Source organism: Acidovorax delafieldii (genome assembly GCF_007993815.1).
Lineage (GTDB): Bacteria > Pseudomonadota > Gammaproteobacteria > Burkholderiales > Burkholderiaceae_C > Acidovorax > Acidovorax delafieldii.
Window position 1 is genome coordinate 64,641 of record NZ_VJWE01000013.1, and the last position, 23,346, is coordinate 87,986.

At 65.4% G+C, this 23,346-nt stretch carries 26 protein-coding genes; 13 read left to right on the top strand and 13 right to left on the bottom strand.

What is annotated here, in order from left to right; genetic code table 11:
* Window positions 1–4: 4 nt before the first annotated feature.
* Window positions 5–1,129, bottom strand: coding sequence for a cupin domain-containing protein (locus ATF69_RS12340; protein ID WP_146871155.1), 1,125 nt, complete (start codon window positions 1,127–1,129; stop codon window positions 5–7).
* Window positions 1,130–1,183: 54 nt separating this feature from the next.
* Here ATF69_RS12340 and ATF69_RS12345 point away from each other — a divergent pair, with 54 nt between their 5' ends.
* Window positions 1,184–1,708, top strand: a complete 525-nt coding sequence (locus ATF69_RS12345; RefSeq protein ID WP_146871156.1) for an FKBP-type peptidyl-prolyl cis-trans isomerase — start codon at window positions 1,184–1,186, stop codon at window positions 1,706–1,708.
* 70 nt (window positions 1,709–1,778) lie between these two features.
* Here ATF69_RS12345 and ATF69_RS12350 read toward each other — a convergent pair whose 3' ends face one another.
* The 4 genes from ATF69_RS12350 to coaBC form a co-directional block, all read right to left on the bottom strand.
* Window positions 1,779–2,279, bottom strand: coding sequence for an outer membrane lipoprotein (locus tag ATF69_RS12350; RefSeq protein WP_056061711.1), 501 nt, complete (start codon window positions 2,277–2,279; stop codon window positions 1,779–1,781).
* A gap of 212 nt (window positions 2,280–2,491) precedes the next feature.
* On the bottom strand, window positions 2,492–2,938 hold the full coding sequence (gene dut / locus ATF69_RS12355; protein WP_015013334.1) for a dUTP diphosphatase: 447 nt from the start codon (window positions 2,936–2,938) through the stop codon (window positions 2,492–2,494).
* On the bottom strand, window positions 2,935–3,435 hold the full coding sequence (locus ATF69_RS23305; protein ID WP_244303720.1) for a hypothetical protein: 501 nt from the start codon (window positions 3,433–3,435) through the stop codon (window positions 2,935–2,937). The genes dut and ATF69_RS23305 overlap by 4 nt, the downstream gene beginning before the upstream one ends.
* A 24-nt stretch (window positions 3,436–3,459) precedes the next feature.
* Window positions 3,460–4,683: a bifunctional phosphopantothenoylcysteine decarboxylase/phosphopantothenate--cysteine ligase CoaBC gene (coaBC, locus tag ATF69_RS12365; protein ID WP_146871157.1), complete on the bottom strand. Its 1,224-nt coding sequence runs from the start codon at window positions 4,681–4,683 to the stop codon at window positions 3,460–3,462.
* A gap of 91 nt (window positions 4,684–4,774) precedes the next feature.
* On the opposite strand from coaBC, the gene ATF69_RS12370 reads away from it, so the two are divergent.
* From ATF69_RS12370 to ATF69_RS12395, 6 genes are all read left to right on the top strand, one after another.
* Window positions 4,775–6,433 (top strand): CTP synthase, encoded by a 1,659-nt coding sequence (locus tag ATF69_RS12370; protein ID WP_056743420.1) that lies wholly within the window; start codon window positions 4,775–4,777, stop codon window positions 6,431–6,433.
* A 12-nt stretch (window positions 6,434–6,445) separates the two neighbouring features.
* Entirely contained in the window at window positions 6,446–7,303 is an 858-nt protein-coding gene (gene kdsA, locus ATF69_RS12375; RefSeq protein WP_146871158.1) for a 3-deoxy-8-phosphooctulonate synthase, read from the top strand.
* 3 nt (window positions 7,304–7,306) lie between these two features.
* Window positions 7,307–7,597: a DUF1330 domain-containing protein gene (locus ATF69_RS12380; RefSeq protein WP_056061699.1), complete on the top strand. Its 291-nt coding sequence runs from the start codon at window positions 7,307–7,309 to the stop codon at window positions 7,595–7,597.
* 99 nt (window positions 7,598–7,696) lie between these two features.
* On the top strand, window positions 7,697–8,983 hold the full coding sequence (eno, locus tag ATF69_RS12385; RefSeq protein ID WP_056061696.1) for a phosphopyruvate hydratase: 1,287 nt from the start codon (window positions 7,697–7,699) through the stop codon (window positions 8,981–8,983).
* Between the two features lie 34 nt (window positions 8,984–9,017).
* Window positions 9,018–9,296, top strand: coding sequence for a septum formation initiator family protein (locus ATF69_RS12390; protein ID WP_056061693.1), 279 nt, complete (start codon window positions 9,018–9,020; stop codon window positions 9,294–9,296).
* Window positions 9,297–9,419: 123 nt separating this feature from the next.
* Window positions 9,420–9,938, top strand: coding sequence for a hypothetical protein (locus ATF69_RS12395; protein ID WP_121943365.1), 519 nt, complete (start codon window positions 9,420–9,422; stop codon window positions 9,936–9,938).
* Here the strand turns inward: ATF69_RS12395 and ATF69_RS12400 are convergent.
* The 3 genes from ATF69_RS12400 to ATF69_RS12410 form a co-directional block, all read right to left on the bottom strand.
* Entirely contained in the window at window positions 9,919–10,389 is a 471-nt protein-coding gene (locus tag ATF69_RS12400) for a CZB domain-containing protein (protein ID WP_121943366.1), read from the bottom strand. The genes ATF69_RS12395 and ATF69_RS12400 overlap by 20 nt on opposite strands.
* 198 nt (window positions 10,390–10,587) lie before the next feature.
* Window positions 10,588–11,580, bottom strand: coding sequence for an Hsp33 family molecular chaperone HslO (gene hslO, locus ATF69_RS12405; RefSeq protein ID WP_146871160.1), 993 nt, complete (start codon window positions 11,578–11,580; stop codon window positions 10,588–10,590).
* A gap of 50 nt (window positions 11,581–11,630) precedes the next feature.
* Window positions 11,631–12,155 carry a gamma carbonic anhydrase family protein gene (locus tag ATF69_RS12410; protein WP_056061680.1) on the bottom strand — a complete coding sequence of 175 codons (525 nt, stop codon included), beginning with the start codon at window positions 12,153–12,155 and terminating at the stop codon, window positions 11,631–11,633.
* Window positions 12,156–12,268: 113 nt separating this feature from the next.
* Here ATF69_RS12410 and ATF69_RS12415 point away from each other — a divergent pair, with 113 nt between their 5' ends.
* The 3 genes from ATF69_RS12415 (at window position 12,269) to ATF69_RS12425 (ending at window position 15,831) form a co-directional block, all read left to right on the top strand.
* Window positions 12,269–13,072, top strand: a complete 804-nt coding sequence (locus ATF69_RS12415) for a ferritin-like domain-containing protein (RefSeq protein WP_146871161.1) — start codon at window positions 12,269–12,271, stop codon at window positions 13,070–13,072.
* A 111-nt stretch (window positions 13,073–13,183) separates the two neighbouring features.
* Window positions 13,184–14,449, top strand: coding sequence for an EAL and HDOD domain-containing protein (locus ATF69_RS12420; RefSeq protein WP_056061672.1), 1,266 nt, complete (start codon window positions 13,184–13,186; stop codon window positions 14,447–14,449).
* Window positions 14,450–14,550: 101 nt separating this feature from the next.
* A complete protein-coding gene (locus ATF69_RS12425; protein ID WP_056061670.1) occupies window positions 14,551–15,831 on the top strand; it encodes an EAL and HDOD domain-containing protein in 1,281 nt (426 codons plus the stop codon).
* Between the two features lie 81 nt (window positions 15,832–15,912).
* Here the strand turns inward: ATF69_RS12425 and ATF69_RS12430 are convergent, their stop codons facing one another.
* The 4 genes from ATF69_RS12430 to ATF69_RS12445 all read right to left on the bottom strand — a co-directional run bounded on the left by ATF69_RS12430 (window position 15,913) and on the right by ATF69_RS12445 (window position 19,938).
* A complete protein-coding gene (locus ATF69_RS12430) occupies window positions 15,913–16,896 on the bottom strand; it encodes a Bug family tripartite tricarboxylate transporter substrate binding protein (RefSeq protein ID WP_146871162.1) in 984 nt (327 codons plus the stop codon).
* Window positions 16,897–16,946: 50 nt separating this feature from the next.
* A complete protein-coding gene (locus ATF69_RS12435; protein ID WP_146871163.1) occupies window positions 16,947–17,909 on the bottom strand; it encodes a Bug family tripartite tricarboxylate transporter substrate binding protein in 963 nt (320 codons plus the stop codon).
* Between the two features lie 75 nt (window positions 17,910–17,984).
* A complete protein-coding gene (gene xerD / locus ATF69_RS12440) occupies window positions 17,985–18,884 on the bottom strand; it encodes a site-specific tyrosine recombinase XerD (RefSeq protein WP_146871164.1) in 900 nt (299 codons plus the stop codon).
* Window positions 18,885–18,972: 88 nt separating this feature from the next.
* Window positions 18,973–19,938 carry a tripartite tricarboxylate transporter substrate binding protein BugE gene (locus ATF69_RS12445; protein ID WP_146871165.1) on the bottom strand — a complete coding sequence of 322 codons (966 nt, stop codon included), beginning with the start codon at window positions 19,936–19,938 and terminating at the stop codon, window positions 18,973–18,975.
* A gap of 187 nt (window positions 19,939–20,125) precedes the next feature.
* Between ATF69_RS12445 and ATF69_RS12450 the strand changes: the two genes are divergently transcribed.
* Window positions 20,126–21,031 (top strand): AEC family transporter, encoded by a 906-nt coding sequence (locus tag ATF69_RS12450; protein ID WP_116749374.1) that lies wholly within the window; start codon window positions 20,126–20,128, stop codon window positions 21,029–21,031.
* On the top strand, window positions 21,028–21,675 hold the full coding sequence (locus ATF69_RS12455) for a GDSL-type esterase/lipase family protein (protein WP_146871166.1): 648 nt from the start codon (window positions 21,028–21,030) through the stop codon (window positions 21,673–21,675). Before ATF69_RS12450 ends, ATF69_RS12455 begins: the two co-directional genes overlap by 4 nt.
* Before the next feature lie 90 nt (window positions 21,676–21,765).
* Here the strand turns inward: ATF69_RS12455 and queG are convergent, their stop codons facing one another.
* Window positions 21,766–22,815, bottom strand: coding sequence for a tRNA epoxyqueuosine(34) reductase QueG (queG, locus tag ATF69_RS12460; protein WP_146871167.1), 1,050 nt, complete (start codon window positions 22,813–22,815; stop codon window positions 21,766–21,768).
* 12 nt (window positions 22,816–22,827) lie between these two features.
* Here queG and tsaE point away from each other — a divergent pair, with 12 nt between their 5' ends.
* Window positions 22,828–23,346: a tRNA (adenosine(37)-N6)-threonylcarbamoyltransferase complex ATPase subunit type 1 TsaE gene (gene tsaE / locus ATF69_RS12465; RefSeq protein WP_146871168.1), complete on the top strand. Its 519-nt coding sequence runs from the start codon at window positions 22,828–22,830 to the stop codon at window positions 23,344–23,346.

Below are 23,346 nucleotides of genomic sequence, written 5' to 3' on the forward strand. Positions count from 1 at the left end.
AGTCTCAGCCGGCCAAGGCATGGGCCCAGCCCGCATCGCACCACGACGAAAGCAGCTCCAGCGCGTCGTCGCTGGCCCGTGCCAGATCGCGTGCCGACAGTTGGCGCTCATCGGCCAGGCGCCGCATCAGCGTGGCGTCGCGCCCCGCTGCGCGGTAGCTTTCGCCGTTGATGAAGATGTGCTGTGTGTCGTACATCATGCGGCTCTTGCGGTCCAGCCGCACCCCTTCCAGCATCACCTTGGGGTCGCCAGGCTCAAACCACACGCTGGGCTTGGGCTCGGTCAGGTACTCGCCCAGCGCGCGTTCCAGCACCAGGGGCTGGGCCAGCGCGCGCGACAGCGCCTCACGCGCAAAGTCCTGCAGCCCTGCAGGAATATGCGCCGGCTGCGCCACCGCGTCCTGTCCGGCATCGCGGTACAGCAACGGGTGGTCGTCCTCCCCGGCATCTTCCGCCAGACGCACCAGCAGTTCTTGCGCCAGCTCGGCGCGGGCTGGAGCGCGAAAACCAATGGAGTAGGTCATGCACTCGCCTTCGGCGATACCGTCGTGGGCATAACGCGGGGGCAGGTACAGCATGTCACCCGGCTCCAGCACAAACTCCTCCTCAGGCTCGAACTGGGCCAGCACCTTCAGAGGAATGCCGTCGCGCAGCGACAGATCCTTTTGGCGCCCGATGCGCCAGCGCCGCTTGCCGTGCGCCTGAAGCAAAAAGACGTCATAACTGTCGAAATGGGGCCCTACGCCACCGCCATTGCTGGCGTAGCTGATCATGAGGTCATCCAGCCGCGCCTCGGGCACAAAGCGAAACTGCTGCATCAGTGCATGCACCGCGTCGTTGTGCAAGTCCACGCCCTGTACAAGCAGCGTCCAGTCCGGCTGCTGCAACGCGGGCAGTGCCCGGCGGTTGAAGGGCCCATGGCGCAGTTTCCAGGCGCCTTTGACCTGTTGCACCAGGCGGGACTCCACGCCCTCCTGCCCCGCCAGCGCAAACAGCTCGGCCCGCAACACCGGCGGCGCAAACTGTGGGATGGCCTGGCGCACCAACAGAGGCTTCTTCTGCCAGTGGCGGCGCATGAATTGCGCGGGAGTGAGGCCGCCGAGCAGGGCCAGGGGTTGCTGGATGTCCATGGGGAAAGTGTTGCCCTTTTGCGGGGCCGTTGGTCAAACTGCGACAATTCTCCTATGGAAATTACCCAACAATGTGTGGTCGCACTGACCTGGACCCTGAAAGACACCCTGGGCGAAGAACTCGACGTACTCGATGAACCCGTGGAGTTTCTGGTGGGCGGTGATGATCTTCTGCCCCGCATCGAAGAGGCCCTGCAAGGCCATGGCCCCGGTGCCTCGCTGGCGCTGCACCTCGAACCCGAGGACGCTTTCGGTGACTTCAACGACCAATTGCTGTTTCTGGAACCCCGCGCACTCTTCCCCGCCGAAATTGAAGAAGGCATGACCTTCGACGGCATGGCACTGCCCGAGGGCTGCAACCCCGATGCCCCCCGCACGGCCCTGTACACCGTGGCCGAGATCTACCCAGAACATATCGTGCTCGACGGCAACCATCCGCTGGCTGGCATCGCGCTGCGCCTGCAACTGACTGTGGAGGCCGTGCGCGAGGCCACTGAAGAGGAGATTGGACGTGGCACGGCAGGAACCGGCTTCTTCCGCGTTCAGCCCCAGGCGCCAGGCAGCTCGTTGCTGCACTAAGTCCCACCAAAAGCACAACGGGCGCCCCGAGGAAACTCGGAGCACCCGTTTGTGAGGGCAGTGCGTCAGGTCACATGCGCGAAATCTGACCGTTGTACAGACGCACGCGATCGCCGATGCGCAGGTCACCCGGGCTGCTCACGTCGTACACGCGATACCCCCCCTGGTCGAGCTGCACGGACAACCGGTATCCCTGCACATATTCCTGGTTGTTGCGCCCTTCGATGGCGTTGCCAGCCACCGCGCCACCCAACACGCCTACAGCGGTGGCTGCAGCACGACCCGTGCCCTTGCCCACCTGGTTGCCCAGAACGCCGCCCACCACCGCGCCCAGAACGGCACCAGTGCCGGTGGTCTGGCCTTGGCTGCGGCCCTGCAGGACTTCGATGTTGGACACGCGACCATATTCGGTGCCTGCCTGATTCTGCGGATAGGCAGGCGCCGTCTGGTAGCCACTCGAATAACCGCCGGAGTATTGCGGAGCAGGTGCAGGGCGGCTGTGGCCGCAAGCAGCCAGCGAAGCAGCCAGAACCACGGTGCCCACGAGGGCGAGGGGACGGGTGAATTGCATGTTCAATCTCCAGAAGTTGTTGGGGCAGGCACTGAAAAATCTCCGACGACCCAGAGCTCAATGCCCATGTACAGATTGGAACAACGCCTGAGGATGCCGCGGCGTAGACAAGGGGCCATCGCCATGTCGGTAACAGACCCATCGAAACGTAAGCGGCGTCTTACAACCCGGCCACTCACCCATCACGCGCTCGGAGCCCCGAGCGGTCCACCTCAGGACTTGCCTGTGGATCCGTAGCCCCCCTCACCCCGCTGCGTGGCCGCAAACTCGGTGACGACGTTGAACTGGGCCTGCACCACCGGAACAATCACCAATTGGGCCAGCCGCTCCATGGGCTCCAGGGTAAACGCCACATTGCTGCGGTTCCAGGCGCTCACCATGAGCTGCCCTTGGTAGTCACTGTCGATCAACCCCACCAGATTGCCAAGCACGATGCCATGTTTGTGCCCCAGGCCCGAGCGCGGCAAGATCAGTGCGGCATAGCCCGGGTCTTGCAGGTAGATCGCAATGCCCGTAGGCACCAGCTGCCAGGCGTTGGGCTGCAGGGTCAGCGGTGCATCCAGGCAGGCGCGCAGGTCCAGCCCAGCGCTACCGGGTGTGGCGTAGGTGGGCAATTGGTCCGCCATGCGCGGATCGAGAATCTTCACATCTATCTTCACGGTTTCTTCTTTCCTGTTCCTATTTCTGTGCCACGGCGCTGCTGCGCCATTTGTCGCAGGCGATCCTGCAACGAGTCCATCCCCGCACGCCCGCCCGGGGCCTGCGCGCCCCCAGCCTGCGCGGCCGATTGCATCAGCCAACCCAGTCCCCACCACACCGCCCCCATGACCACCAGGCCTGGCAGCGAGCCCCGACCAAGCAGGAACAGCGCAATGCCATGCAACACCATCATTACCAGCAACACCGATCGCACCGTGCGCAGTGCGCCCGCCAGCGGCTGCATCAGCTGCAGCACATCGGGCGGCAGGACCTGAGGCAGGGAAGTCGCTGGCGCACTGGCCTTGGATGACTGAACGGCACCGTTGGTAGCGGCAGCACTTGCCTGTGCCGCTCGGGCCTTATGCAAAGGCGCCTGGGCTGTCAGCCGTTCCACATAAGCCGCAAAGTCGCCATCGGGTGGCGTGTCCCAATCAGGCTTCGTGGCACCAGTTGTCATCACACCTCCCCACGGTAGTGGCCGTCAAGAACGCAAAGGTGGCAAACGCGCGGCGATCTCAGCGATAAGCTGCTGCGCCAGCGCACGCTTGGACGCGCGGGGTAACTCGCGGTGGCCCTGCGCGTCCACCAGCAGCAGGGCGTTGTCGTCCTGCCCAAAGGTAGCGGGGCCAATATTGCCCACCAGCAAGGGGACGCCCTTGCGCGTCCTTTTGGCTGTGGCATGGGCCAGCAGGTCATGGCTTTCGGCGGCAAAACCCACGCAGAAAAGATCCCCTTCCAGCGCATGCGGCGACCGGGCTACGGTGGCCAGAATGTCGGGGTTCTCGACGAACTCCAGCGACGGGGACTGGCCCGAGCCGTCTTTCTTGATCTTTTGGTCGGACTGGTGGGCAGGGCGCCAGTCGGCCACTGCGGCCGTGGCAACAAACACCGAGGCGGCCTGGACATGCCGCTCCACGGCCGCCAGCATCTCCTGGGCGGACTGCACATTGACACGCCGCACGCCACGTGGCGTGGGCACATGCACCGGCCCTGCGACCAGGGTGACATCGGCACCCGCCTCGCGCGCCGCCCGGGCCACAGCAAAGCCCATCTTTCCGCTCGACAGGTTGGTGATGCCACGCACCGGGTCAATGGCTTCAAACGTGGGCCCCGCCGTGACGAGTACCGACCGGCCCACAAGGGTCTTGGGTGTGAAAAAAGCGATCAGCTCGTCCAGCAGCTCCAGCGGCTCCAGCATGCGGCCGTCACCCGTCTCGCCACAGGCCTGGTCACCATTGCCCACGCCCAGCACCACTGCACCGTCCTGCGCCACCTGGGCCAGATTGCGCTGCGTGGCCGGGTGCGCCCACATTTCGCGGTTCATCGCAGGGGCCAGCAACAGGGGCACGCGCTGGGCGGGGCGCGCCAGGCACAGCAGGCTGAGCAACTCGTCCGCCCTGCCCTGCACCAGGCGCGCAATGAAGTCCGCGCTGCAGGGCGCGATCAGGATCGCATCCGCCTCGCGGCTCAGGTTGATGTGGGGCATGTTGTTGGGCTCGCGCGCATCCCATTGCGAGCCGTACACCGTGCGGCCAGACAGCGCCTGCATGGTGACCGGGGTGATGAACTGCTCTGCCGCCTCGGTCATCACCACCTGCACGGTGGCGCCCTCCTTGATGAGCTGGCGGCACAGATCGGCTGCCTTGTAGCAAGCCACGCCCCCACTCAGACCCAGAACAATGTGTTTGCCAGCAAGCTCATTCATGGCGCGAATTTAGCAGACGGGGGTGACCCTGCCCCCGGGGGTGTCGCCGGGGTGCCATCTATAATCCCAATTTCCCACCACCAAAAAAGACATGACCAAATTTGTCTTCGTCACCGGCGGTGTGGTGTCTTCCCTCGGTAAGGGAATCGCCTCAGCCTCCCTTGCCGCGATCCTCGAATCGCGGGGACTCAAAGTCACCCTCATCAAGCTTGACCCCTACATCAACGTAGACCCGGGCACCATGTCGCCGTTCCAGCACGGCGAGGTGTTCGTGACCGATGACGGCGCAGAAACCGACCTGGATCTGGGCCACTATGAGCGTTTCATCGAAACGCGCATGAAGAAAACCAATAACTTCACCACGGGCAAGATTTACCAGTCCGTGCTGGAGAAGGAACGCCGTGGCGACTACCTGGGCAAGACCGTGCAGGTCATTCCCCACGTCACCAACGAAATCCAGGAATTCATCAAGCGCGGCGCCGGCATTGGCACGCCCGATGCCGTGGATGTGGCCATCGTCGAAATCGGCGGCACCGTGGGCGACATCGAATCGCTGCCGTTCCTAGAAGCCGTGCGCCAGATGAGCCTGCGCATGGGGCCCAACAACGCGGCCTTCGTGCACCTGACCTACCTGCCCTGGATCGCGGCAGCGGGCGAGCTCAAGACCAAGCCCACCCAGCACACGGTGCAGAAGCTGCGCGAGATCGGCATCCAGGCCGACGCCCTGCTGTGCCGTGCCGACCGCCGTATTCCCGAGGAAGAGCGCGCCAAGATCTCGCTGTTCACCAACGTGCCCGAATGGGGCGTGATCAGCATGTGGGACGTGGACACCATCTACAAGGTGCCGCGCATGCTGCACGAGCAGGGCCTCGATGGCCTGATCTGCGACAAGCTGCGCCTGAACACCCCGCCCACCAGCCTCAAGCGCTGGGACGATCTGGTGCATGAGACCGAGCACCCCCAAGGCGAAGTCACCATCGCCATGGTCGGCAAGTATGTGGACCTGTCGGACAGCTACAAGTCGGTCAACGAAGCCCTGCGCCACGCCGGCATGCGCAACCATGTGCGCGTGAAGATCGACCATGTCGATTCCGAAACCATTGACAGCGCCGACGCAGCCGCCAAGCTCGCCAAATACGACGCCATCCTGGTGCCAGGCGGCTTCGGCCAGCGTGGTGTGGAAGGCAAGATCGCCACGGCCCAGTTTGCCCGCGAGCGCAAGGTGCCCTACCTGGGCATCTGCCTGGGGATGCAGGTGGCCACCATCGAATACGCGCGCCACGTGGCAGGCCTCGCCCACGCCAACAGCACCGAGTTCGACCCCACCACGCCCCACCCCGTGATCGCCCTGATCACCGAGTGGAAGGACGCGGACGGCACCATCAAGAAACGCGACGAAAACTCCGATCTGGGCGGCACCATGCGCCTGGGCGCGCAAAGCTCGGACGTGGCCAAGGACACACTGGCCCACAGCATCTACGGCGATGTGGTGACCGAGCGCCACCGCCACCGCTACGAAGCCAACGTGAACTACCTGGACCAGTTGCGCAAGGCGGGCCTGGTGATCTCGGCGCTGACCCAGCGTGAAGAACTCACCGAAATCGTGGAGCTGCCGCAAACCGTGCACCCCTGGTTCATCGGCGTGCAGTTCCACCCCGAGTTCAAGTCCACGCCCTGGAACGGCCACCCGCTGTTCAATGCCTTCATCAAGGCGGCCGTGGAACACCAGCAAGCCGCGAAAAAAGCCTAAGGGGACCTCACCATGCAGCTGTGCGGATTCAACGTCGGCCTGGACCAGCGCTTTTTCCTGATCGCAGGCACCTGTTCCATTGAAGGCCTGGAGATGTCGCTCGATGTCGCAGGCCAGCTCAAGGAAGCCTGCGCGCCGCTGGGCATTCCGCTGATCTACAAAGGCTCGTTCGACAAGGCCAACCGCTCGTCGGGCACCAGCAAGCGTGGTGTGGGGCTGGAGGCCGGCCTGAAGATCCTCGATGAAGTGCGCCGCCAGCTGCAGCTGCCCATCCTGACCGATGTGCACGACGCCTCGCATGTGGCCGAAGTGGCCAGCGTGGTCGATGTGCTGCAGACACCTGCCTTCCTGTGCCGCCAGACGGACTTCATCCGCGCCGTGGCGCAAAGCGGCAAGCCGGTGAACATCAAGAAGGGCCAGTTCCTGGCGCCCTGGGACATGAAGAACGTCATCGACAAGGCCCGGTCTGCAGCGGCCGAAGTCGGCCTGTCGGAAGACCGGTTTCTGGCCTGCGAGCGCGGCGTGAGCTTTGGCTACAACAACCTCGTGGCCGACATGACCAGCCTGGCCGAGATGCGCAACTCAGGCGCACCCGTGGTGTTTGACGTGACCCACTCGGTGCAAAAGCCCGGCGGCCTGGGCGCCGTGAGCGGCGGTGCGCGCGACATGGTGCCCGTGCTGGCGCGTGCCGGCGTGGCTGTGGGTGTGGCGGGCCTGTTCATGGAAACCCACCCCCGCCCCGCCGAGGCCTGGTCGGACGGCCCCAACGCCGTACCGCTCAAGCACATGAAGGCGCTGCTGGAGACCTTGGTGGCCCTGGACGATGTCACCAAGAAAAACGGATTCCTCGAAAACAACTTTGGAGCTTGAGACATGAGCAGTGGTTACGTCATCGCATCCGTCACCGTCACCAACCCCACGCAGTACGACGAGTACCGCAAGTGGAGCACCCTGGCCATGCAAGCCCACGGCGCTGAAGTCTGCGTGCGTGGCGGCAAGGTCGAAGTGCTGGAGGGCGACTGGAACCCCGGTCGTACCGTGATCCTCAAGTTCCCGAGCTTTGAAGCCGCTCGCGCCTTCTACGACACGCCCGAGTACCAGAAAGCCAAGGCCGCCCGCGAAGGCGCCGCCGTCATGCGCATGGTGTGTGTCGAAGGCGTCTGAGCGCACACACCCAAATCGCTCACCAATTAATAGCTGCTAGCGCTTATACAGAAGGCGCTAGAGACTGATTTGATTTAAAACTTCTGCAAAAGGAAAACCATGAGTGCCATCGTTGACATCGTCGGTCGCGAGATTCTGGACAGCCGCGGCAACCCCACCGTCGAATGCGACGTGTTGCTCGAATCGGGCGTGATGGGCCGGGCCGCCGTGCCGTCGGGCGCCTCCACCGGCAGCCGTGAAGCCATTGAAATGCGCGACGGCGACAAGGGCCGCTACCTGGGCAAGGGCGTGCTCAAGGCCGTGGAATACATCAACACCGAGATCAGCGAAGCCGTTCTAGGCCTGGATGCCTCCGAGCAGGCCTTCCTGGACAAGACCCTGATCGACCTCGATGGCACCGAGAACAAGAGCCGCCTGGGCGCCAACGCCATGCTGGCCGTGTCGATGGCTGTGGCCCGCGCCGCCGCCGAAGAGTCTGGCCTGCCCCTGTACCGCTACCTGGGCGGCATGGGCAGCGTGCAACTGCCCGTGCCCATGATGAACGTGATCAACGGCGGCGCACACGCCAACAACAGCCTGGACCTGCAGGAGTTCATGATCATCCCGGTGGGCGCGCCCACGTTCCGCGAAGCCGTGCGCTGGGGCGCCGAAGTGTTCCACGCGCTCAAGAAGATCCTGCACGACAAGGGCATCAGCACCGCCGTGGGCGACGAAGGCGGCTTTGCCCCCAGCGTTGAAAACCACGAAGCAGCCATCCGCCTGATCCTGCAAGCCATTGAAGCTGCGGGCTACACGGCGGGCGATCAGATCGCCCTGGGCCTGGACTGCGCTGCGAGCGAGTTCTACAAGGACGGCCACTATGTGCTGGAAGGCGAAGGCGGCCTCAAGCTCACCGCCCAGCAGTGGACGGACATGCTGGCGGCCTGGGTGGACAAGTACCCGATCATCAGCATCGAAGACGGCATGCACGAAGGCGACTGGGACGGCTGGAAGCATCTGACCGAACGCCTGGGCGACAAGGTGCAACTGGTGGGTGACGACCTGTTCGTGACCAACACCAAGATCCTGAAGGAAGGCATCGACAAGCGCATTGCCAACTCGATCCTGATCAAGATCAACCAGATCGGTACGCTGACCGAGACCTTCGCTGCGATCGAGATGGCCAAGCGCGCCGGCTACACTGCCGTGATCTCGCACCGCTCGGGCGAGACCGAGGACAGCACCATTGCCGACATCGCGGTGGGCACGAATGCGGGCCAGATCAAGACCGGCTCGCTGTCGCGCTCGGACCGCATCGCCAAGTACAACCAGCTGCTGCGCATTGAGGAAGACCTGGGCGAGATCGCGCAGTACCCTGGCCGCGCTGCGTTCTACAACCTGCGCTGAGCCCCTGGCAGCCCTCGCCTGAGCGAGCCCTCCATTGGTCTCCCGCATCGTCCCCGTCATCCTGCTGGCCTTGCTGGCAGCGCTGCACGCCCAGCTCTGGCTGGGGCGGGGCAGCGTGCCGCGCGTCAATGCGATGCAGCGGCAGATTGATGTGCAGAAGGCGGCCAACGAACAGGCCCGCCAGGCAAATGCGCGGCTGACCTCGGAGGTGCACGACCTCAAGGAAGGCCTTGATATGGTGGAAGAAAAGGCGCGCAGCGAGCTGGGCATGGTCAAGCCCAACGAGGTGTACGTGCAGTTCACACCCCGCTGATCTGTCGTGCGGGGTCACTCAGCCGCCTTGGACCACCCCGCACCGTCCACACCCACAACGCAGCCCTGGACCAAGGCCTGCGCTTCATTCAACCCCGTGCGGCAGTCCTCTCCCCCCACTCCCTTGATTGCCCTGCTGGGCGCGCCCTACACGGGCGTGGAGGCGTTGGCACAGGCGCTGCAGCAGCAGATCACTCCCAGCACGGTGCGTATCGCCCTGCACCACCCGCACCTGGCCCACACCCCGCCCACACCGCAGGCAGAGTCCGACGCGGTGGCATTGACTCTGCTCATGGGTCTCGATCAGCCCTGTCCTGCCGAGGAACGGACTGCGCAGGAGGCCTGCGATACCCGGCTGCGTGCGGCCCTGGCGGCTGCGGCGATACCCTACCGCGTGGTGTACGGAACGGGCGAGCAGCGCACTCGCAATGCGCTTATTGCTATACAAAATATAGCACCACAGGCATATTCCACTAGCGCAAGGGCCGCATGGGACACTGAAAATACGCCCAGAGCAGCCCGGCTGCGCGCCTGGAACTGCGAAAAGTGCAGCGACCCGGCTTGTGAGCATCGACTGTTCACGGCGCTCGTTGAGCAGCGGGATACGACACCGCCGCAAGCCATCACGCCAGACCGCGCTTGAGTTCCTTGAGAAGCAACACCACCTGGCTGGAACCATAGCGGTAACCACCGTTGAGCACCTGCACAGCCCGGTCCCATTCGCCCTGCTGGGCCAGTTCCACCAGGGTGGCCGCCTGCTCATGAAAGTATTGGTAGCGCGCCACCAGCAGCGGATAGGCCGGCTGGTCGCCCAGCAGCTCGCCGCCTACGCCATGCAACCAGCGGCCCAGCGCACTGTGGTCAGCGCGGCGCACCAGCGCCGGGTCCAGCCCGGCGGAGGTGCGGCCCTCCAGGTAGTCCATCAGGCGGTCTTTCCAGCGCTCGTGGGCATTGATGGCGGCGTCGATGTCCAGCGCGGCGAGCAGGGTATCGGCACGCCGCGAGTCGGGTGCCGCCGCGCTGTCGTACAGCGCCAGCGGAGGCGTAGCCGGGCTGGCCCGGTGGCCCCCCAGAACACGGCGAAGAAACTGCATGACACCCCTCGTTCATTTCCTGCGCGACCGGATGTGATCGCTTGAACGCACACAGGCCTTGCGATCGGACCTTGTGCGCCGGCCCCTCGCAGCGGCAGGCGCTGCTGCAGGGTGACCCAGGAATCTTAGGCGGGGATGGCGGGGGCGATTGTCAACGATGGTCAGCCGACCACCGCGCCCGATGGAGGCTGCAGGCGGCTACTGGATGCCTGTGGGTCCCGGGGGCTGAGCAGCGGCGGGCGAGACAAAAATCTGCGCAGCATCCACGGCATCAAACCGGTACTGCTGGCCGCAGAACTCGCAACCCACTTCGATGTCGTCGCGCTCGGCGAGGATGCTCTCGGCCTCTTCAGCGCCCAGGTTGCGCAGCATGTTGCTCACGCGCTCGCGGCTGCAGGTGCATGCAAAACGCGGGCCGCTGGCGCCCTGCTGGGGTTCAAAGCGCAGCAACTTTTCTTCCCAGAACAGGCGGCGCAGGATGGTGTCCACATCCAGCGTCAGCAGTTCTTCGCGGGTCAGGCTGGCAGCCAGGTGCGCAATGCGGTTGTAGTCCTCGTTGTGGCCGATCTGGTCTTCGTTCTCGCGGTGCGAGAGGCCCGCGGCCAGGTTGCCCTCGCCCTTGATGGGCATGCGCTGGATCAAGAGGCCTGCCGCCACCTGGTCGTTGGCGCCGAGCACCAGAATGGTGTCGAGCTGCTCGGACTGCAGCATGTAATGCTGCAGCACGTCCGACAGACGCTCCAGCTTTTCGTGGTGGTCGCCGTGCAGAGGCACCACGCCCTGGTAGGGCTGCTGGCCGGGGTGGCGGTCCTTGGGGTCCAGGGTGATGGCGCAGCGGCCACCGCCGCCCACATTGACCATCTGGCTCAGGCTCGCGTCCGGCAGCACCTCGCCATTCACGGTGGCTGTCGCGCGCAGGCTCAGGTCCGACTGCACCTCGGCCACGGCCAATTTGACGGGGCCATCACCAAACACTTGCAGCACCAGCGCGCCGTTGAACTTGATGTTGGACTGCATCAGCACGCCGGCGGCCGCCATCTCGCCCAGCAGCTCGCTCACAGGGGCAGGATAGGCGCCGGTGGCGGTGTTGCCCGCCCGGCGCTTCAGGATCTCGGTCCAGGCATCGGTAAGGCGCACGATCATGCCGCGCACGGGCAGACCATCGAAAAGAAACTTGTGGAGTTCAGACACGCAGGGATTCCAGGAGAAAAAAAGCAGCAGAGAGCGCCAGTGGGCGGCGTTCAGCCGATCTTGTGCAGGCCGTGTTGGAAGCGGCGCGCATTGTCGATGTAGTGCTGGGCGCTCTGGCGCAGGCCTTCGATCTGCTCAGGGGTGAGTTCACGCACGGCCTTGGCCGGGCTGCCGATGATCATGGAGCCATCGGGGAACTCCTTGCCCTCGGTGACCAGCGCACCCGCGCCCACCAGGCAGTTCTTGCCGATCTTGGCGCCGTTGAGCACCACAGCGCCAATGCCGATCAGCGATTCGTCGCCGATGGTGCAGCCGTGCAGCATGACCTGGTGGCCCACCGTCACCCGCTCGCCCACCACCAGGGGCTTGCCGATGTCGGCGTGCAGCACGCTCGCGTCCTGGATGTTGGAGCCTGCGCCGATGGTGATGCTCTCGGTGTCGCCGCGCACCACGGTGCCGAACCACACGCTGGCGTCTTCACCCAGCACCACATTGCCCATCACCTGCGCGCTGTCGGCCACCCAGGCCGACGCCGCCACTTGGGGAGCCACACCGTCGAGTTCGTAAATTGCCATGCACCCACTCCGCTGAAACAAAAGAAGCGGCACGCCATGGCGCGCCCTGAGAGGTCGCCAATCGTTACAAAGCGCAAGCCTTGGTGCCGATGGCAAGGCCTAGAATTGTAAGGATGGAGCTTCGCCACCGTGCACTGCAGGTCTTGTGCCTGGCAGACCCCGAAAAAAAAGCGGCTGCAGCGCTAGACCTGTATGCCCAGGCAGCTACGCTTTCGATAGCAGATACTGCCCCTGCGGCCCCCACCGACCCCGACGCCCTGCCCGGCCGTCCCGAGCGCCCCGAACTGCTGCGCCACACCCAGGTGGCCCGCCGGTCGCCCGCCACCCCCGAGGGCCGGGCCATCCTCATCCACGCCATCGCCCACATCGAGTTCAACGCCATCAACCTGGCGCTGGACGCCGTGTGGCGGTTTGACGGTATGCCCCGCACCTACTACCAGGACTGGATGCGCGTGGCGGCCGAAGAGGCCAGGCACTTCAGGCTGCTGCGCGACCACCTGCGCAGCCAGGGCCACGACTATGGGGACTTCCCGGCCCACCAGGGGCTGTGGACCATGTGCGAGAAAACCCAGCACGACGTGCTGGCCCGCATGGCCCTGGTGCCTCGCACGCTGGAAGCCCGGGGGCTCGACGCCACGCCGCAGATCCAGGCCAAGCTGCGCCAGGTGGGCACGCCCGACGCCCTGGCCGCCGTTGCCATCCTGGACGTGATCCTGCACGACGAGGTGGGACATGTCGCCATCGGCAACCACTGGTACCGCTGGCTGTGCGAGCGCGCGGGCCAGGACCCGGAAACCCTCTACGGCACGCTGGTGCAGCGGTACGAAGCCCCCCGCCTGAAGCCGCCGTTCAATGAGTCGGCGCGACGCAGCGCCGGTTTCAGCGACGCCGAGCTGCGCTGGCTGCAGCAGGCCTAATCACCAAGCCATGTGTTGAAGACCTGAGGGGAATACGATGGCTCCTACAATTCTTGGCAATGCCCCCAGCGGGCCAGCGCACCCTCTTCCAAGAACACCAAGCCCACGTCCATGACCCAAGCCTTCACCCCTGGCACACCGCCCGCGCCACCACCGGGCAACCAATCGTCTGTCGCCATGATTGCGCGCCAAGCCATCGTGAATGCGCAACAAGTGGTGGTGGGCTACGAGCTGTTCAACCGCTCGCGCAGCGGCGCCGCCCACACGGCCGCCACCGACGTGATCCTGGTGTTCACCGCCCTGTCGCACGCCGGCACCGAGGAGCTGGTGGGCAAGAAGCTGATCTTCGTCAACTGCACCCATGAGAGCCTGTCGGGCGGCCACCTGGAGCTGGTGGACCCCGACAAGGTGGTGCTGGAGATTCCGCCCCTGGGCCATGCGGCCGCCGAAGAGGTCGCCACGCGCCTGCCCATCCTGACCGAGCTGCGCGACCGGGGCTTTCACCTGGCCTTCAACCACACGGTGCTGCAGTCGGCGTATGCGCCGTGGCTGCCGCTGGCGGACTACATCAAGCTGGACCTGTCGGTGCTGGCGCCCGACCAGCTCGCGGTGCTGATCAGCTACGCGGGCCGCCACTGCAAGGCCGAACTGATCGCCGAGAAAGTGGAGACGGCCCAGCAGTACGACATGGTGTCCAGCCAGGGAGTGCAGCTGTTCCAGGGCTACTGGTTTGCCCGCCCTGCCCTGGTCGAGACCAAGCTGCTCACGCCGTCGCAGGCCAGCATCATCGAGCTGATCAACCAGGTGCGCAAACAGGCCAGTACCGACGAGATCGAAGAAGTGCTCAAAAAGGATGCGGGCCTGGCCTTCAACCTGATGCGCCTCATCAACTCCGCCGGCTTTGGCCTGTCGCGCGAGATCACCTCCTTCCGCCAGGCCGTGATGCTCATGGGCCTGAAAAAGCTGTTCCGCTGGGCGGCGCTGCTGCTGACCGCGTCGCGCAACAACGGCACGCCGTCGTCGGTGGGCCACACCGCCGTGGTGCGCGGGCGCCTGATGGAGCTGCTGGCACTGGAGACACTGCCCCCCGAGGAAGCCGACCAGGCCTTTGTGGTGGGCATCTTCTCGTTGCTGGATGTGATGCTCTCCATGCCCATGGAGTCGGCCATTGGCCTGCTCAACGTGCCCGAACCCGTGGCGGCCGCGCTGCTGCGGCGCGAAGGCTTCCTGGGTGACCTGCTGACCCTGGCCGAGGCCTGCGAGTCCAGCGACGACGCCGTGTTTGACCGCGCTGCCGGCCTGCTGCACCTGACCAGCCAGCAGATCAACTTCGCCCACCTGCAGGCGCTGGCCTGGGCCGACCACATCAGCGACTGACAGCTACCGCCGCCACACTGGCGGCCCCCGGTCAGACTTTGGTTCTCTGCCAACGCCCGGCGGTCTAGAATGATCGCCAGCCCTTCATTTCAGTGGACCCCATGTCGAGCACACCCGAACAAGACACCCCGGACGCCGCGGCGCCTGTGGTCGATCCCGTGGACGAGAACCTTGCCATCATTGCGCGCCAGGCCATCGTGGACGAAAGCCGCGCGGTCTATGGCTACGAGCTGTTCGACCGCTCCACCGCGTCCGACTCGCACACCGCCGCCAGCGATGCCGCCCTGCTGTTCAATGCCCTGTCCTACGCGGGCACCGAGGCCCTGGTCGGCAAGAAGACGGTGTTCATCAACTGCACGCATGACAGCCTCTCGGGCGGCCACCTGGAGCTGATCCACCCCGAAAAGGTGGTGCTGGAGGTGCCACCGCTGCCCGACAGCGCCACCCCCGAAGAAATCGAAGGCCGCGTGCCCACGCTGGAGGCGTTGCGCACACGTGGCTTTCGCCTCGCGTTTGACCAGCAGGCCCTCAAGCGCGCCTACACCAGCTGGCTGCCGATGGCGGCGTTCATCAAGCTGGACATGCAGGCCTTCAAGCCCGAGCTGGCGGCCCCCCTGGTCAAATTTGCCACCACCCACAGCAAGGCCACGCTGGTGGCCGAAAAGGTCGAAACGGCTGCGCAATACGAGCTGATGCGCGATCTGGGCGTCAAGCTGTTCCAGGGCTACTGGTTTGCGCATCCCTCGCTGGTCAAGGCCACCACCATCCGCCCCTCGCAGGCCACCATCATCCAGCTCATCAACCTCGTGCGCAAACAGGCCAGCACGGCGGAGATCGAAGACCTGCTCAAGAAAGACCCCACCCTGTCTTTCAACCTGCTGCGTTTCATCAACTCGTCGGGTTTTGGCCTGTCGTGCGAGATCACCTCGTTCCGCCACGCGGTGATGATCCTGGGGCTGAAAAAGCTGTTCCGCTGGGCAGCCCTCTTGATGACCACCTCGCGTGCGGGGGGAGCGCCACCGGCCGTGGGCCAGACCGCCGTGGTGCGCGGCCGCCTGATGGAGCTGCTGGCTGCCGAGCTGCTGCCGCCCGAAGAATGCGATAACGCCTTCGTCGTGGGCGTGTTCTCGCTGCTGGACACCATGCTGGGCGTGCCGCTCGAAAAGGCGCTAGAGTCCGTGGCCCTGCCCGAACCCGTGATGGATGCCCTGCTGCGTGGCACCGGCGTGTTTGCCCCGTTCCTGGAGCTGACCAAGGCCTGCGAAAGCGGCGATGAAGTGGCCTTTGCCAAGAACGCCGATGCGCTGCACCTGTCCAACCGCCAGGTGAACTGGGCCCACCTGCAGGCGCTGACCTGGGCCGAGAGCCTGAACGAAGAATAGCCCCGGCCTTCCCCTTAAAAGCCCACAGGCCCTGCTTTGACAGGGCCTGTGGCGTTTCTGGGGCTCAACCCCTGCACACGGTCAGTTGCCCTGAATTCCTGCCGCGCGGATGATGCGCGCGTTGTTCTCGGACTCCAGCGCAATCTGGCGCGCGAACTCGGCCGTGGTGCCGCCCGTGGGCACGTTGTCAGTGGCATCGAGCTTGGCGCGAATGTCTGGCAGGGCCAACGCCTTGTTCACCTCGGTATTGATGCGTGTGATGACCGTCTTGGGCGTCTGGGCCGGGGCATAGAGGCCAAACAGGGACGAGAGATTGGCTGCAGGCTGACCCAGCTCGGCGAGCGTGGGCACCTGGGGCAGCGAATCCAGCCGCGCCGGAGCCCCCACCGCCAGCGGCTTGAGCTTGCCCGCCTGGACGTGCTGCAGCACCGCTGGGCCGGCATTGGTCGATAGCACCTCAAACTGCCCGCCCAGCGCGTCGTTCATCTGCTGCCCGCCGCCTTTGTACGGGATGTGCGTGATCTGCACCTGCGCCACCGACTGGATCTGCTCCAGCATGATGTGCCCCAGCGACGCCTGCCCCGACGTGGCCCAGCGCACCGTGCCGGGCTGGGCCCGCGCGCGGGCAATAAGGTCCTTGAAGTCGGTCGCCCGGCTCGCGGGCGTGCCCAGCAGCAACACCGGCGAATACATCACGCTGACCACTGGCGCGATGTCCTTTTGCGGATCGAAGGGGGACTTGCCCAGGTGCGGGTTGAGCGCCAGGGGACTGACCGCTGCAAAGCCCAATGTGTAGCCGTCCGGCGCGGCTTTGGCCACCGCGTCCACGCCCAGGCTGCCACTGGCGCCCGCCTTGTTTTCAATGACCACAGGGGTGCCCAGCTGCACCGCCAGCTTGTCGGCCAGCGCGCGGGCGATGTTGTCGCTCACGCCCCCTGCCGGGTAGGCCACGATGATGCGGATGGGTTTGGCGGGCCACGCCTGGGCCGAAGCCACGACGGGAGAGACCACCAGGGCGACAGCAGCAGCGGCCACCCACTGGCGGCGAGAAAAAAGCAGATTCATGGTGAGAGCCAATGGTGAGGAGTTCGATGGGCAGCCGTCAGGTCAGCCCGTCAATCCAGTTCGAGCTTGCGCTCGCGGATCAGCTTGGCCCACTTGTCGTTCTCGCCCTTCACAAAGCCGAAGAATTCCGTGGGTCCCAGGGAATGTACCTCTGAACCTGTGGACGCGAACTTGGCCTTCACCTCCGCTTGTGCCAGAACCTTGGCCAGTTCGGCGGCCAGCTTGTCCACCACCTCCTTGGGCATGCCTGCGGGGCCCACCAGCCCCTGGAAACCGACAGATTCCATGCCGCCGAGCCCAAGTTCAGCGACCGTTGGCACGTCGGGCAACTGCGGGTCGCGGCGCGGGCCCGTCACTGCCAGCGCCTTCAGCTTGCCGCCCTTGACCTGCGGCAGCAGCACCGGCCCTGCATCGATCAGCAACTGCGTCTGTCCGCCGATCAAGTCCTGCACAGCCGGGGCGCTGCCTTTGTAGGGCACATGCGTCACATCCAGCCCGGTCGCCTGGTTCATCAGCTCGCCATTCAGATGGGTGGAGGTGCCCGCACCGCCCGATGCGAAGTTCACTTTGCCAGCGTTGGCCTTGGCCCATGCCACCCATTCTTTGAGGTCCTTGGCAGGGTGGTCCAGCCGGGTGACCGCGATGTAGCTGCCCTGGCTGATCTGGCCGATGTAGCTGAACTGCTTGAGCGGGTCGTACGGCATCTTGCGCTGCAAGTACGGTGCGATAGCGAACGGGCCGGTATTGGCCAGCAGCAACGTGTAGCCATCGGGCGCGGCCCGGGTCAGCTCGGTCGCCGCCAGCATGCCGCCGGCACCGGGCTTGTAGTCCACCACGATCTGCTGCTTGAGAAGCTCCTGCAGCGGCACCTGTACGGTGCGCGCGGCGAAGTCGATGCCGCCGCCCGGCGGGTACCCCACGATGAGGCGGATGGGCTTGGCCGTGGGCCAGGCCTGCGCCATGGCCAGGGTGGCAGCCCCCAGCAGCAGTGCGCTAGTGATGAATTTTTTCATGCAATGTCTCCTTGTTGTGGTGTGGGAAAACCGGTCTGGCGCGCCGCTCAGCCCACGCCAGTGTGGTGTTGCACGCTATCCACGGGGGTGATGCTGCGCGTGCAGGGACTTGAGCCGCTCGCGCGCCACGTGGGTGTAGATGGTGGTGGTAGAAATATCCGCATGGCCCAGCAGCAGCTGCACCACGCGCAGGTCGGCGCCGTGGTTGAGCAGGTGCGTGGCAAACGCGTGGCGCAGCGTGTGCGGCGACAGCGGCACCGTGATACCCGCCACCTGCGCCCACTTCTTCACAATGACCCAGAACATCACGCGCGTCATGCCGCTGCCGCGCTGGGTGACGAACAGGTCGTCGGTCTGCTGCCCGCCCAGGATGGCGCTGCGGGCCTCGTTCAGATAGCGCTGCAGCCAGGCACGGGCCTCTTCGCCAAACGGCACCAGGCGCTCCTTGCTGCCCTTGCCCATCACGCGCAGCACGCCTTCGTTCAGGCCGACCTGGTAGGTCTTGAGCGTGACCAGCTCGGTCACGCGCAGGCCGCTGGCGTACATCAGCTCCAGCATGGTGCGGTCGCGCAGGCCCAGAGGGTTGCCCAGGTCGGGCGCGTTCAGCAGCGCCTCCACCTGCGCCTGCGACAGGGTCTTGGGCACACGCAGCGGCTGGCGCGCAGCCTGCAGCCGCACCGTGGGGTCGGCAGTGATGCGCCGCTCGCGCAGCGCCCAGTGAAAGTAGCGGCGCAACACCGTGAGGCGCCGGTTGGCCGAAGTGGCGCGGGTCTGCGCATGGCGGGCGGCAAAGTAGGCCTGCAGGTGGTGTTCGGCCGTGTCGTCCAGCGCCAGGGCGGGCTGCTGGTCGGCCAGCCACTGCGCATACAGCGTCAGGTCGCGCCGGTAAGCGGCCAGCGTGTTGCGCGACAGGCCATCTTCCAGCCACAGGGCGTCCACAAAGGTGTCGATGGCGTTCAGACTGGGAGCAAGCATCCAAAAACCATAGCATGCATTGCACGCATTCAACTCCACGGGCACAAAAAAGCCGCCCGAAGGCGGCTGAGGATGGAAGCGGTGTCTTTTATTCCAGCGTCAGCTTCTGCTTGACGACCACATCCTTGTAGACCGCGAACTCGGCCTTGATCTGCTCTGCAAACTGCTCGGGCGTGTTGCCGATCACGAGCGAGCCCGTGTCTTCGATGCGCTTCTTCACGGCCGAGTCTTCCAGGGCCTTGCGCACACCGGCGTTGATCTTGTCCACCACATCCTTGGGCAGACCCTTGGGACCCACGATGCCGTAGTAGGCCATGCGGTTCACCGGCTCCAGGCCCAGTTCCTTGAAGGTGGGCACATTGGGCAGGGCCGCCACGCGCTGGGGCGCCGCAACGACGATGGGCACCAGGCGGTTTTCCTTGATGAAGGGCAGCGCCGAGGGCAGGTTGTCAAAAATCATGGGCACCTGGCCAGCCACGGTGTCGTTCAGGGCCGGGCCCGCACCGCGGTAGGGGATGTGGGTCACAAAGGTGCCCGAGAGGTTCTTGTACAGCTCCATCTGCAGGTGGCCGATGCCGCCCGTGCCGGACGACGAGTACGAATACTTGCCGGGCGACTTCTTGAGTTCCGCCACGAACGCCTTGTAGTCCTTGGCCGGAAAGCTGGGGTTCACCGCAATGATGTTGGGGGTGGCCGCAATGTTGATGATGGGCGAGAAGTCCGTCAGCGGGTTGTACGGCGTCTTGGGGTTGATGGCGGGGTTGGCTGCGGTGGTGGACACGGTGGCCACGCCCAGCGTGTAGCCGTCGGCCGTGGCACGGGCGAGTTCGGCCGCACCCACAATGCCGCCGCCACCGGCCTTGTTGTCCACGATCACGCTTTGGCCGAGCACGCGGCCCAGCGGCTCGGCGATCACGCGCGCAATGATGTCGGTGGTGCCACCGGGTGCAAAGGGCACAACCAGCCGGATCACCTTGTTGGGGTAGCCTTGTGCGGCAGCCGATCCAGCTGCGGCAGCCAGTACGGTCAGCGCAAGCCATTGACGACGATGCATGGAAATCTCCTTCGTGCGGGGTAACAACAAACAGCGCAGATGGTATGCCCAACGCACGCCAAACCGCCCTGCGGATTCCACATAAGGGCTAACCCTAGAAACAAGGTGGGGGTGGGCAGTCCCCCGGCCCCATTCAGCCTGCCTGGAGCCCGCGGGCGGCTTGCCATGCATCAAGTATTCTCAGTGTGTGAACTACGCCCAACTCCTGCTCCCCGACTTTTCCCTCATCTTCCTGGGCTACCTGATCTGCCGGTACACCGCCCTGAACCGCTCGGTCTGGCAGCCGGTGGAGAGCCTGGTGTACTACCTGCTGTTCCCGGTGCTGCTGTTCCAGTCCATCGTCAAAAGCCCGATGGATATTGGCGCGGCGTCGGGGCTGATCGGCGCGGGCATGCTGTCGGGCGTGATCGGCATCGCTCTGGCCTACAGCCTGCCGCACTGGCCCTGGGTGGGCAAGCACATCGATGTGCGCGACCATGCGGCCAGCGCGCAGGTGGCGTTCCGCTTCAACTCCTTCATTGGCCTGGCGATTGCCGAGCGGCTGGCAGGTACCCAGGGCCTGTTGATGATCGCGGTGCTGATCGGCGTGTGTGTGCCGCTGTTCAATGTGGCTGCGGTGTGGCCCATGGCCCGGCACGGGCAGCACAGCTTTGCGCGCGAGCTGTTGCGCAACCCGCTGATCATCGCCACCGCCTCGGGGCTGGTGGCCAATCTGCTGGGCTTTCAGATCCCCGAATGGGCAGTGCCCACGGTCAGCCGCATCAGCTCCGCGTCGCTCGCGCTGGGCCTGATGGCGGCCGGCGCGGGGCTGCAGTTTGGTCTGCTCACGCGGGGCAAGACGCTGAGCGTGTCGGTGCTGGCCATCCGCCACCTGGTGCAGCCGCTCGTGGCGTTTGGCATGGCCCGCATGTTCGGGCTCGATGCCGTGCAGACCACGGTGCTGCTGGCGTTTGCAGCCTTGCCCACGGCATCGACCTGCTATGTGCTGGCGGCGCGCATGGGCTACAACGGGCCGTATGTGGCGGGGCTGGTCACGCTGTCTACCTTGCTGGGCATCGTGAGCCTGCCGTTTGCACTGGGGGTGCTGCGATGAGCCGGGGTCTGAACCGCAGGCGGCTGCTCGGCGCCAGCCTGGCCACCGCGTTCGGCCTGGTCGCCTGCGGCCGCAAACCTGCGCGTGCCCAGGCCGTCCCGGCAGGCGCCACGGTCCTGGCGCTGGGCGACTCGCTCACGTCGGGCGTGGGAGCCTCGGCCGACACCGCCTACCCCGCCGAACTGGCGCGCCTGACGGGCTGGAAGGTGGTCAACGGCGGTGTGTCGGGCGACACCTCGGCCCATGCGCTTGCGCGCCTGCCGGGCCTGCTGCAACAGCACCAGCCCGCGCTGGTCATCGTGGGCATTGGCGGCAATGACTTTTTGCGGCGCCAGAGTGCTGCCACCGCGCGCACCAACATCCTGCGCATCTGCACCGAGGCACGGGCCAGCGGCGCCCAGGTGCTGCTGGTGGCTGTGCCGGAGCTGTCGCTCATGGCCGCTGCCGGCCGCCTGAACGACCACCCGCTGTACGAAGAGATTGCCGAAGAGCTGAAGATCCCGCTGCATGCCAAAGGCTGGTCGAGCGTGCTGGCGCAAGAGCGGTTGCGGTCGGACCAGATCCACGCCAATGCTGCCGGATATGCGGAGTTCGCCCAGGGGCTGGTGGGCACCTTGCGGCAGACGGGGCTGCTGGTGCAGTGAGGACCCGGAGCAACGGCGATCACTCCTATTTTGATAGCTACCAAGGTATATTGCACTAGCGCTACCAGGCAATTTCTTCCAAAAACGCCCTCAAGCAGCGTCCAGAGCCCAGGCCACATGCTCCCGCACCAGCGCGCTGGCATCCTCGGCCCGCGACTGCAGCGCAGCGCGCAAGGCCCCATCGCCCGTGGCACGCAGCGCATTGCCCAGTGCCACGGCCACATTGCGCAGCCAGCGCTCATGGCCGATGCGGCGGATGGGGCCGCCCTCGGTCATGCGCAAAAAGGTGGCTTCGTCCCACGCAAACAGGTGCACCAGCTGCTGGCCCGACAGGCCCTTGCGCTCGTCAAAATCCGGCAGGCGGCTGACCTGCGCAAACTTGTTCCAGGGGCAAATCAGCTGGCAGTCGTCGCAGCCATAGATGCGGTTGCCCATCAGCGGGCGTAGCTCCACAGGGATGGGCCCGGCGTGTTCGATGGTGAGGTACGAGATGCAGCGCCGCGCGTCAACGCGGTACGGCGCGACGATGGCCTGTGTGGGGCAGATGTCGATGCACGCGCTGCAGCTGCCGCAGTGCGGGGTGACGGGCTCGCTCTGGGGCAGCGCCATGTCCACATAGATCTCCCCCAGGAAGAACATGGACCCCGCCTCGCGGTTGAGCACCAGCGTGTGCTTGCCGCGCCAGCCCTGGCCGCTGCGCGCGGCCAGCTCAGCCTCCAGCACCGGCGCGGAGTCGGTGAACACGCGGTGGCCAAACGGGCCGATGGCCTCGGCGATGCGGTCGCTGAGCTTTTGCAGCCGGGCGCGCAGCACCTTGTGGTAGTCCCGGCCCCGGGCGTAGACGGAGACGATGCCCTCGTGCGGGCGCTGAAGGCGTGAGAGTTCGGCCACCTGCCAGCCCCCGGGCGCATCCCTGGCCGTATCGCGCGGCAAATAATCCATGCGCGCCGTGATCACACTCACAGTGCCGGGCACCAGCTCGGCCGGGCGCGCGCGCTTCATGCCGTGGGATGCCATGTAATGCATGTCACCATGGAAGCCCTGCGCCAGCCAGGCCGCAAGACCCGGCTCGGCCGCAGACAAGTCCACCCCCGCCACGCCGATTTGGGAAAATCCCAGCTCGCGGGCCCACTCCTGCATTTGAGGAACGAGTTGACTGTTGCACCACATACCGGCCAGATTGTAGAAAGCGGCACCGATGCTGCGGCCAAAGCCACGCGCCATTTCACCTGGCACAGCGAGGAAGACACCGCCGCCTTTGCCCAGCGCCTGGCCGCCCAGCCCCTGCTGGCCAACGCCTTCGTGACCCTGCACGGCGACCTGGGCGCGGGCAAGACCACCCTGGTGCGCCACCTGCTGCGCGCGCTGGGCGTGCAGGGCCGCATCAAGAGCCCCACCTATGCGGTGGTGGAGCCCCACGAGGCGCCGGGTCTCTCGATCTGGCACTTCGACTTCTACCGTTTTGACGATCCGCGCGAGTGGGAAGACGCCGGTTTCAGGGACATTTTTGCCAACCCCGGTCTCAAGGTGGCAGAATGGCCGGAAAAGGCCGCAGCGCTTACCCCGCTTGCAGACCTTGCTATCCACATTGAAGCAATGGATGACACCGAAAGGAAGGTCACGCTGCATGCCCCCACCGCCACGGGGCGCAGCCTGCTGCAAGCTCTCTGA

Coding starts and splice junctions, on each gene's coding strand:
- ATF69_RS12340 (WP_146871155.1), bottom strand. CDS start 1,129: ATGGACATCCAGCAACCCCTGGCCCTGCTCGGCGGCCTCACTCCCGCG.
- ATF69_RS12345 (WP_146871156.1), top strand. CDS start 1,184: ATGGAAATTACCCAACAATGTGTGGTCGCACTGACCTGGACCCTGAAA.
- ATF69_RS12350 (WP_056061711.1), bottom strand. CDS start 2,279: ATGCAATTCACCCGTCCCCTCGCCCTCGTGGGCACCGTGGTTCTGGCT.
- ATF69_RS23305 (WP_244303720.1), bottom strand. CDS start 3,435: ATGACAACTGGTGCCACGAAGCCTGATTGGGACACGCCACCCGATGGC.
- coaBC (WP_146871157.1), bottom strand. CDS start 4,683: ATGAATGAGCTTGCTGGCAAACACATTGTTCTGGGTCTGAGTGGGGGC.
- ATF69_RS12370 (WP_056743420.1), top strand. CDS start 4,775: ATGACCAAATTTGTCTTCGTCACCGGCGGTGTGGTGTCTTCCCTCGGT.
- kdsA (WP_146871158.1), top strand. CDS start 6,446: ATGCAGCTGTGCGGATTCAACGTCGGCCTGGACCAGCGCTTTTTCCTG.
- ATF69_RS12380 (WP_056061699.1), top strand. CDS start 7,307: ATGAGCAGTGGTTACGTCATCGCATCCGTCACCGTCACCAACCCCACG.
- eno (WP_056061696.1), top strand. CDS start 7,697: ATGAGTGCCATCGTTGACATCGTCGGTCGCGAGATTCTGGACAGCCGC.
- ATF69_RS12400 (WP_121943366.1), bottom strand. CDS start 10,389: ATGCAGTTTCTTCGCCGTGTTCTGGGGGGCCACCGGGCCAGCCCGGCT.
- ATF69_RS12410 (WP_056061680.1), bottom strand. CDS start 12,155: ATGGCAATTTACGAACTCGACGGTGTGGCTCCCCAAGTGGCGGCGTCG.
- ATF69_RS12415 (WP_146871161.1), top strand. CDS start 12,269: ATGGAGCTTCGCCACCGTGCACTGCAGGTCTTGTGCCTGGCAGACCCC.
- ATF69_RS12420 (WP_056061672.1), top strand. CDS start 13,184: ATGACCCAAGCCTTCACCCCTGGCACACCGCCCGCGCCACCACCGGGC.
- ATF69_RS12425 (WP_056061670.1), top strand. CDS start 14,551: ATGTCGAGCACACCCGAACAAGACACCCCGGACGCCGCGGCGCCTGTG.
- ATF69_RS12430 (WP_146871162.1), bottom strand. CDS start 16,896: ATGAATCTGCTTTTTTCTCGCCGCCAGTGGGTGGCCGCTGCTGCTGTC.
- ATF69_RS12435 (WP_146871163.1), bottom strand. CDS start 17,909: ATGAAAAAATTCATCACTAGCGCACTGCTGCTGGGGGCTGCCACCCTG.
- xerD (WP_146871164.1), bottom strand. CDS start 18,884: ATGCTTGCTCCCAGTCTGAACGCCATCGACACCTTTGTGGACGCCCTG.
- ATF69_RS12445 (WP_146871165.1), bottom strand. CDS start 19,938: ATGCATCGTCGTCAATGGCTTGCGCTGACCGTACTGGCTGCCGCAGCT.
- ATF69_RS12455 (WP_146871166.1), top strand. CDS start 21,028: ATGAGCCGGGGTCTGAACCGCAGGCGGCTGCTCGGCGCCAGCCTGGCC.
- queG (WP_146871167.1), bottom strand. CDS start 22,815: ATGCAGGAGTGGGCCCGCGAGCTGGGATTTTCCCAAATCGGCGTGGCG.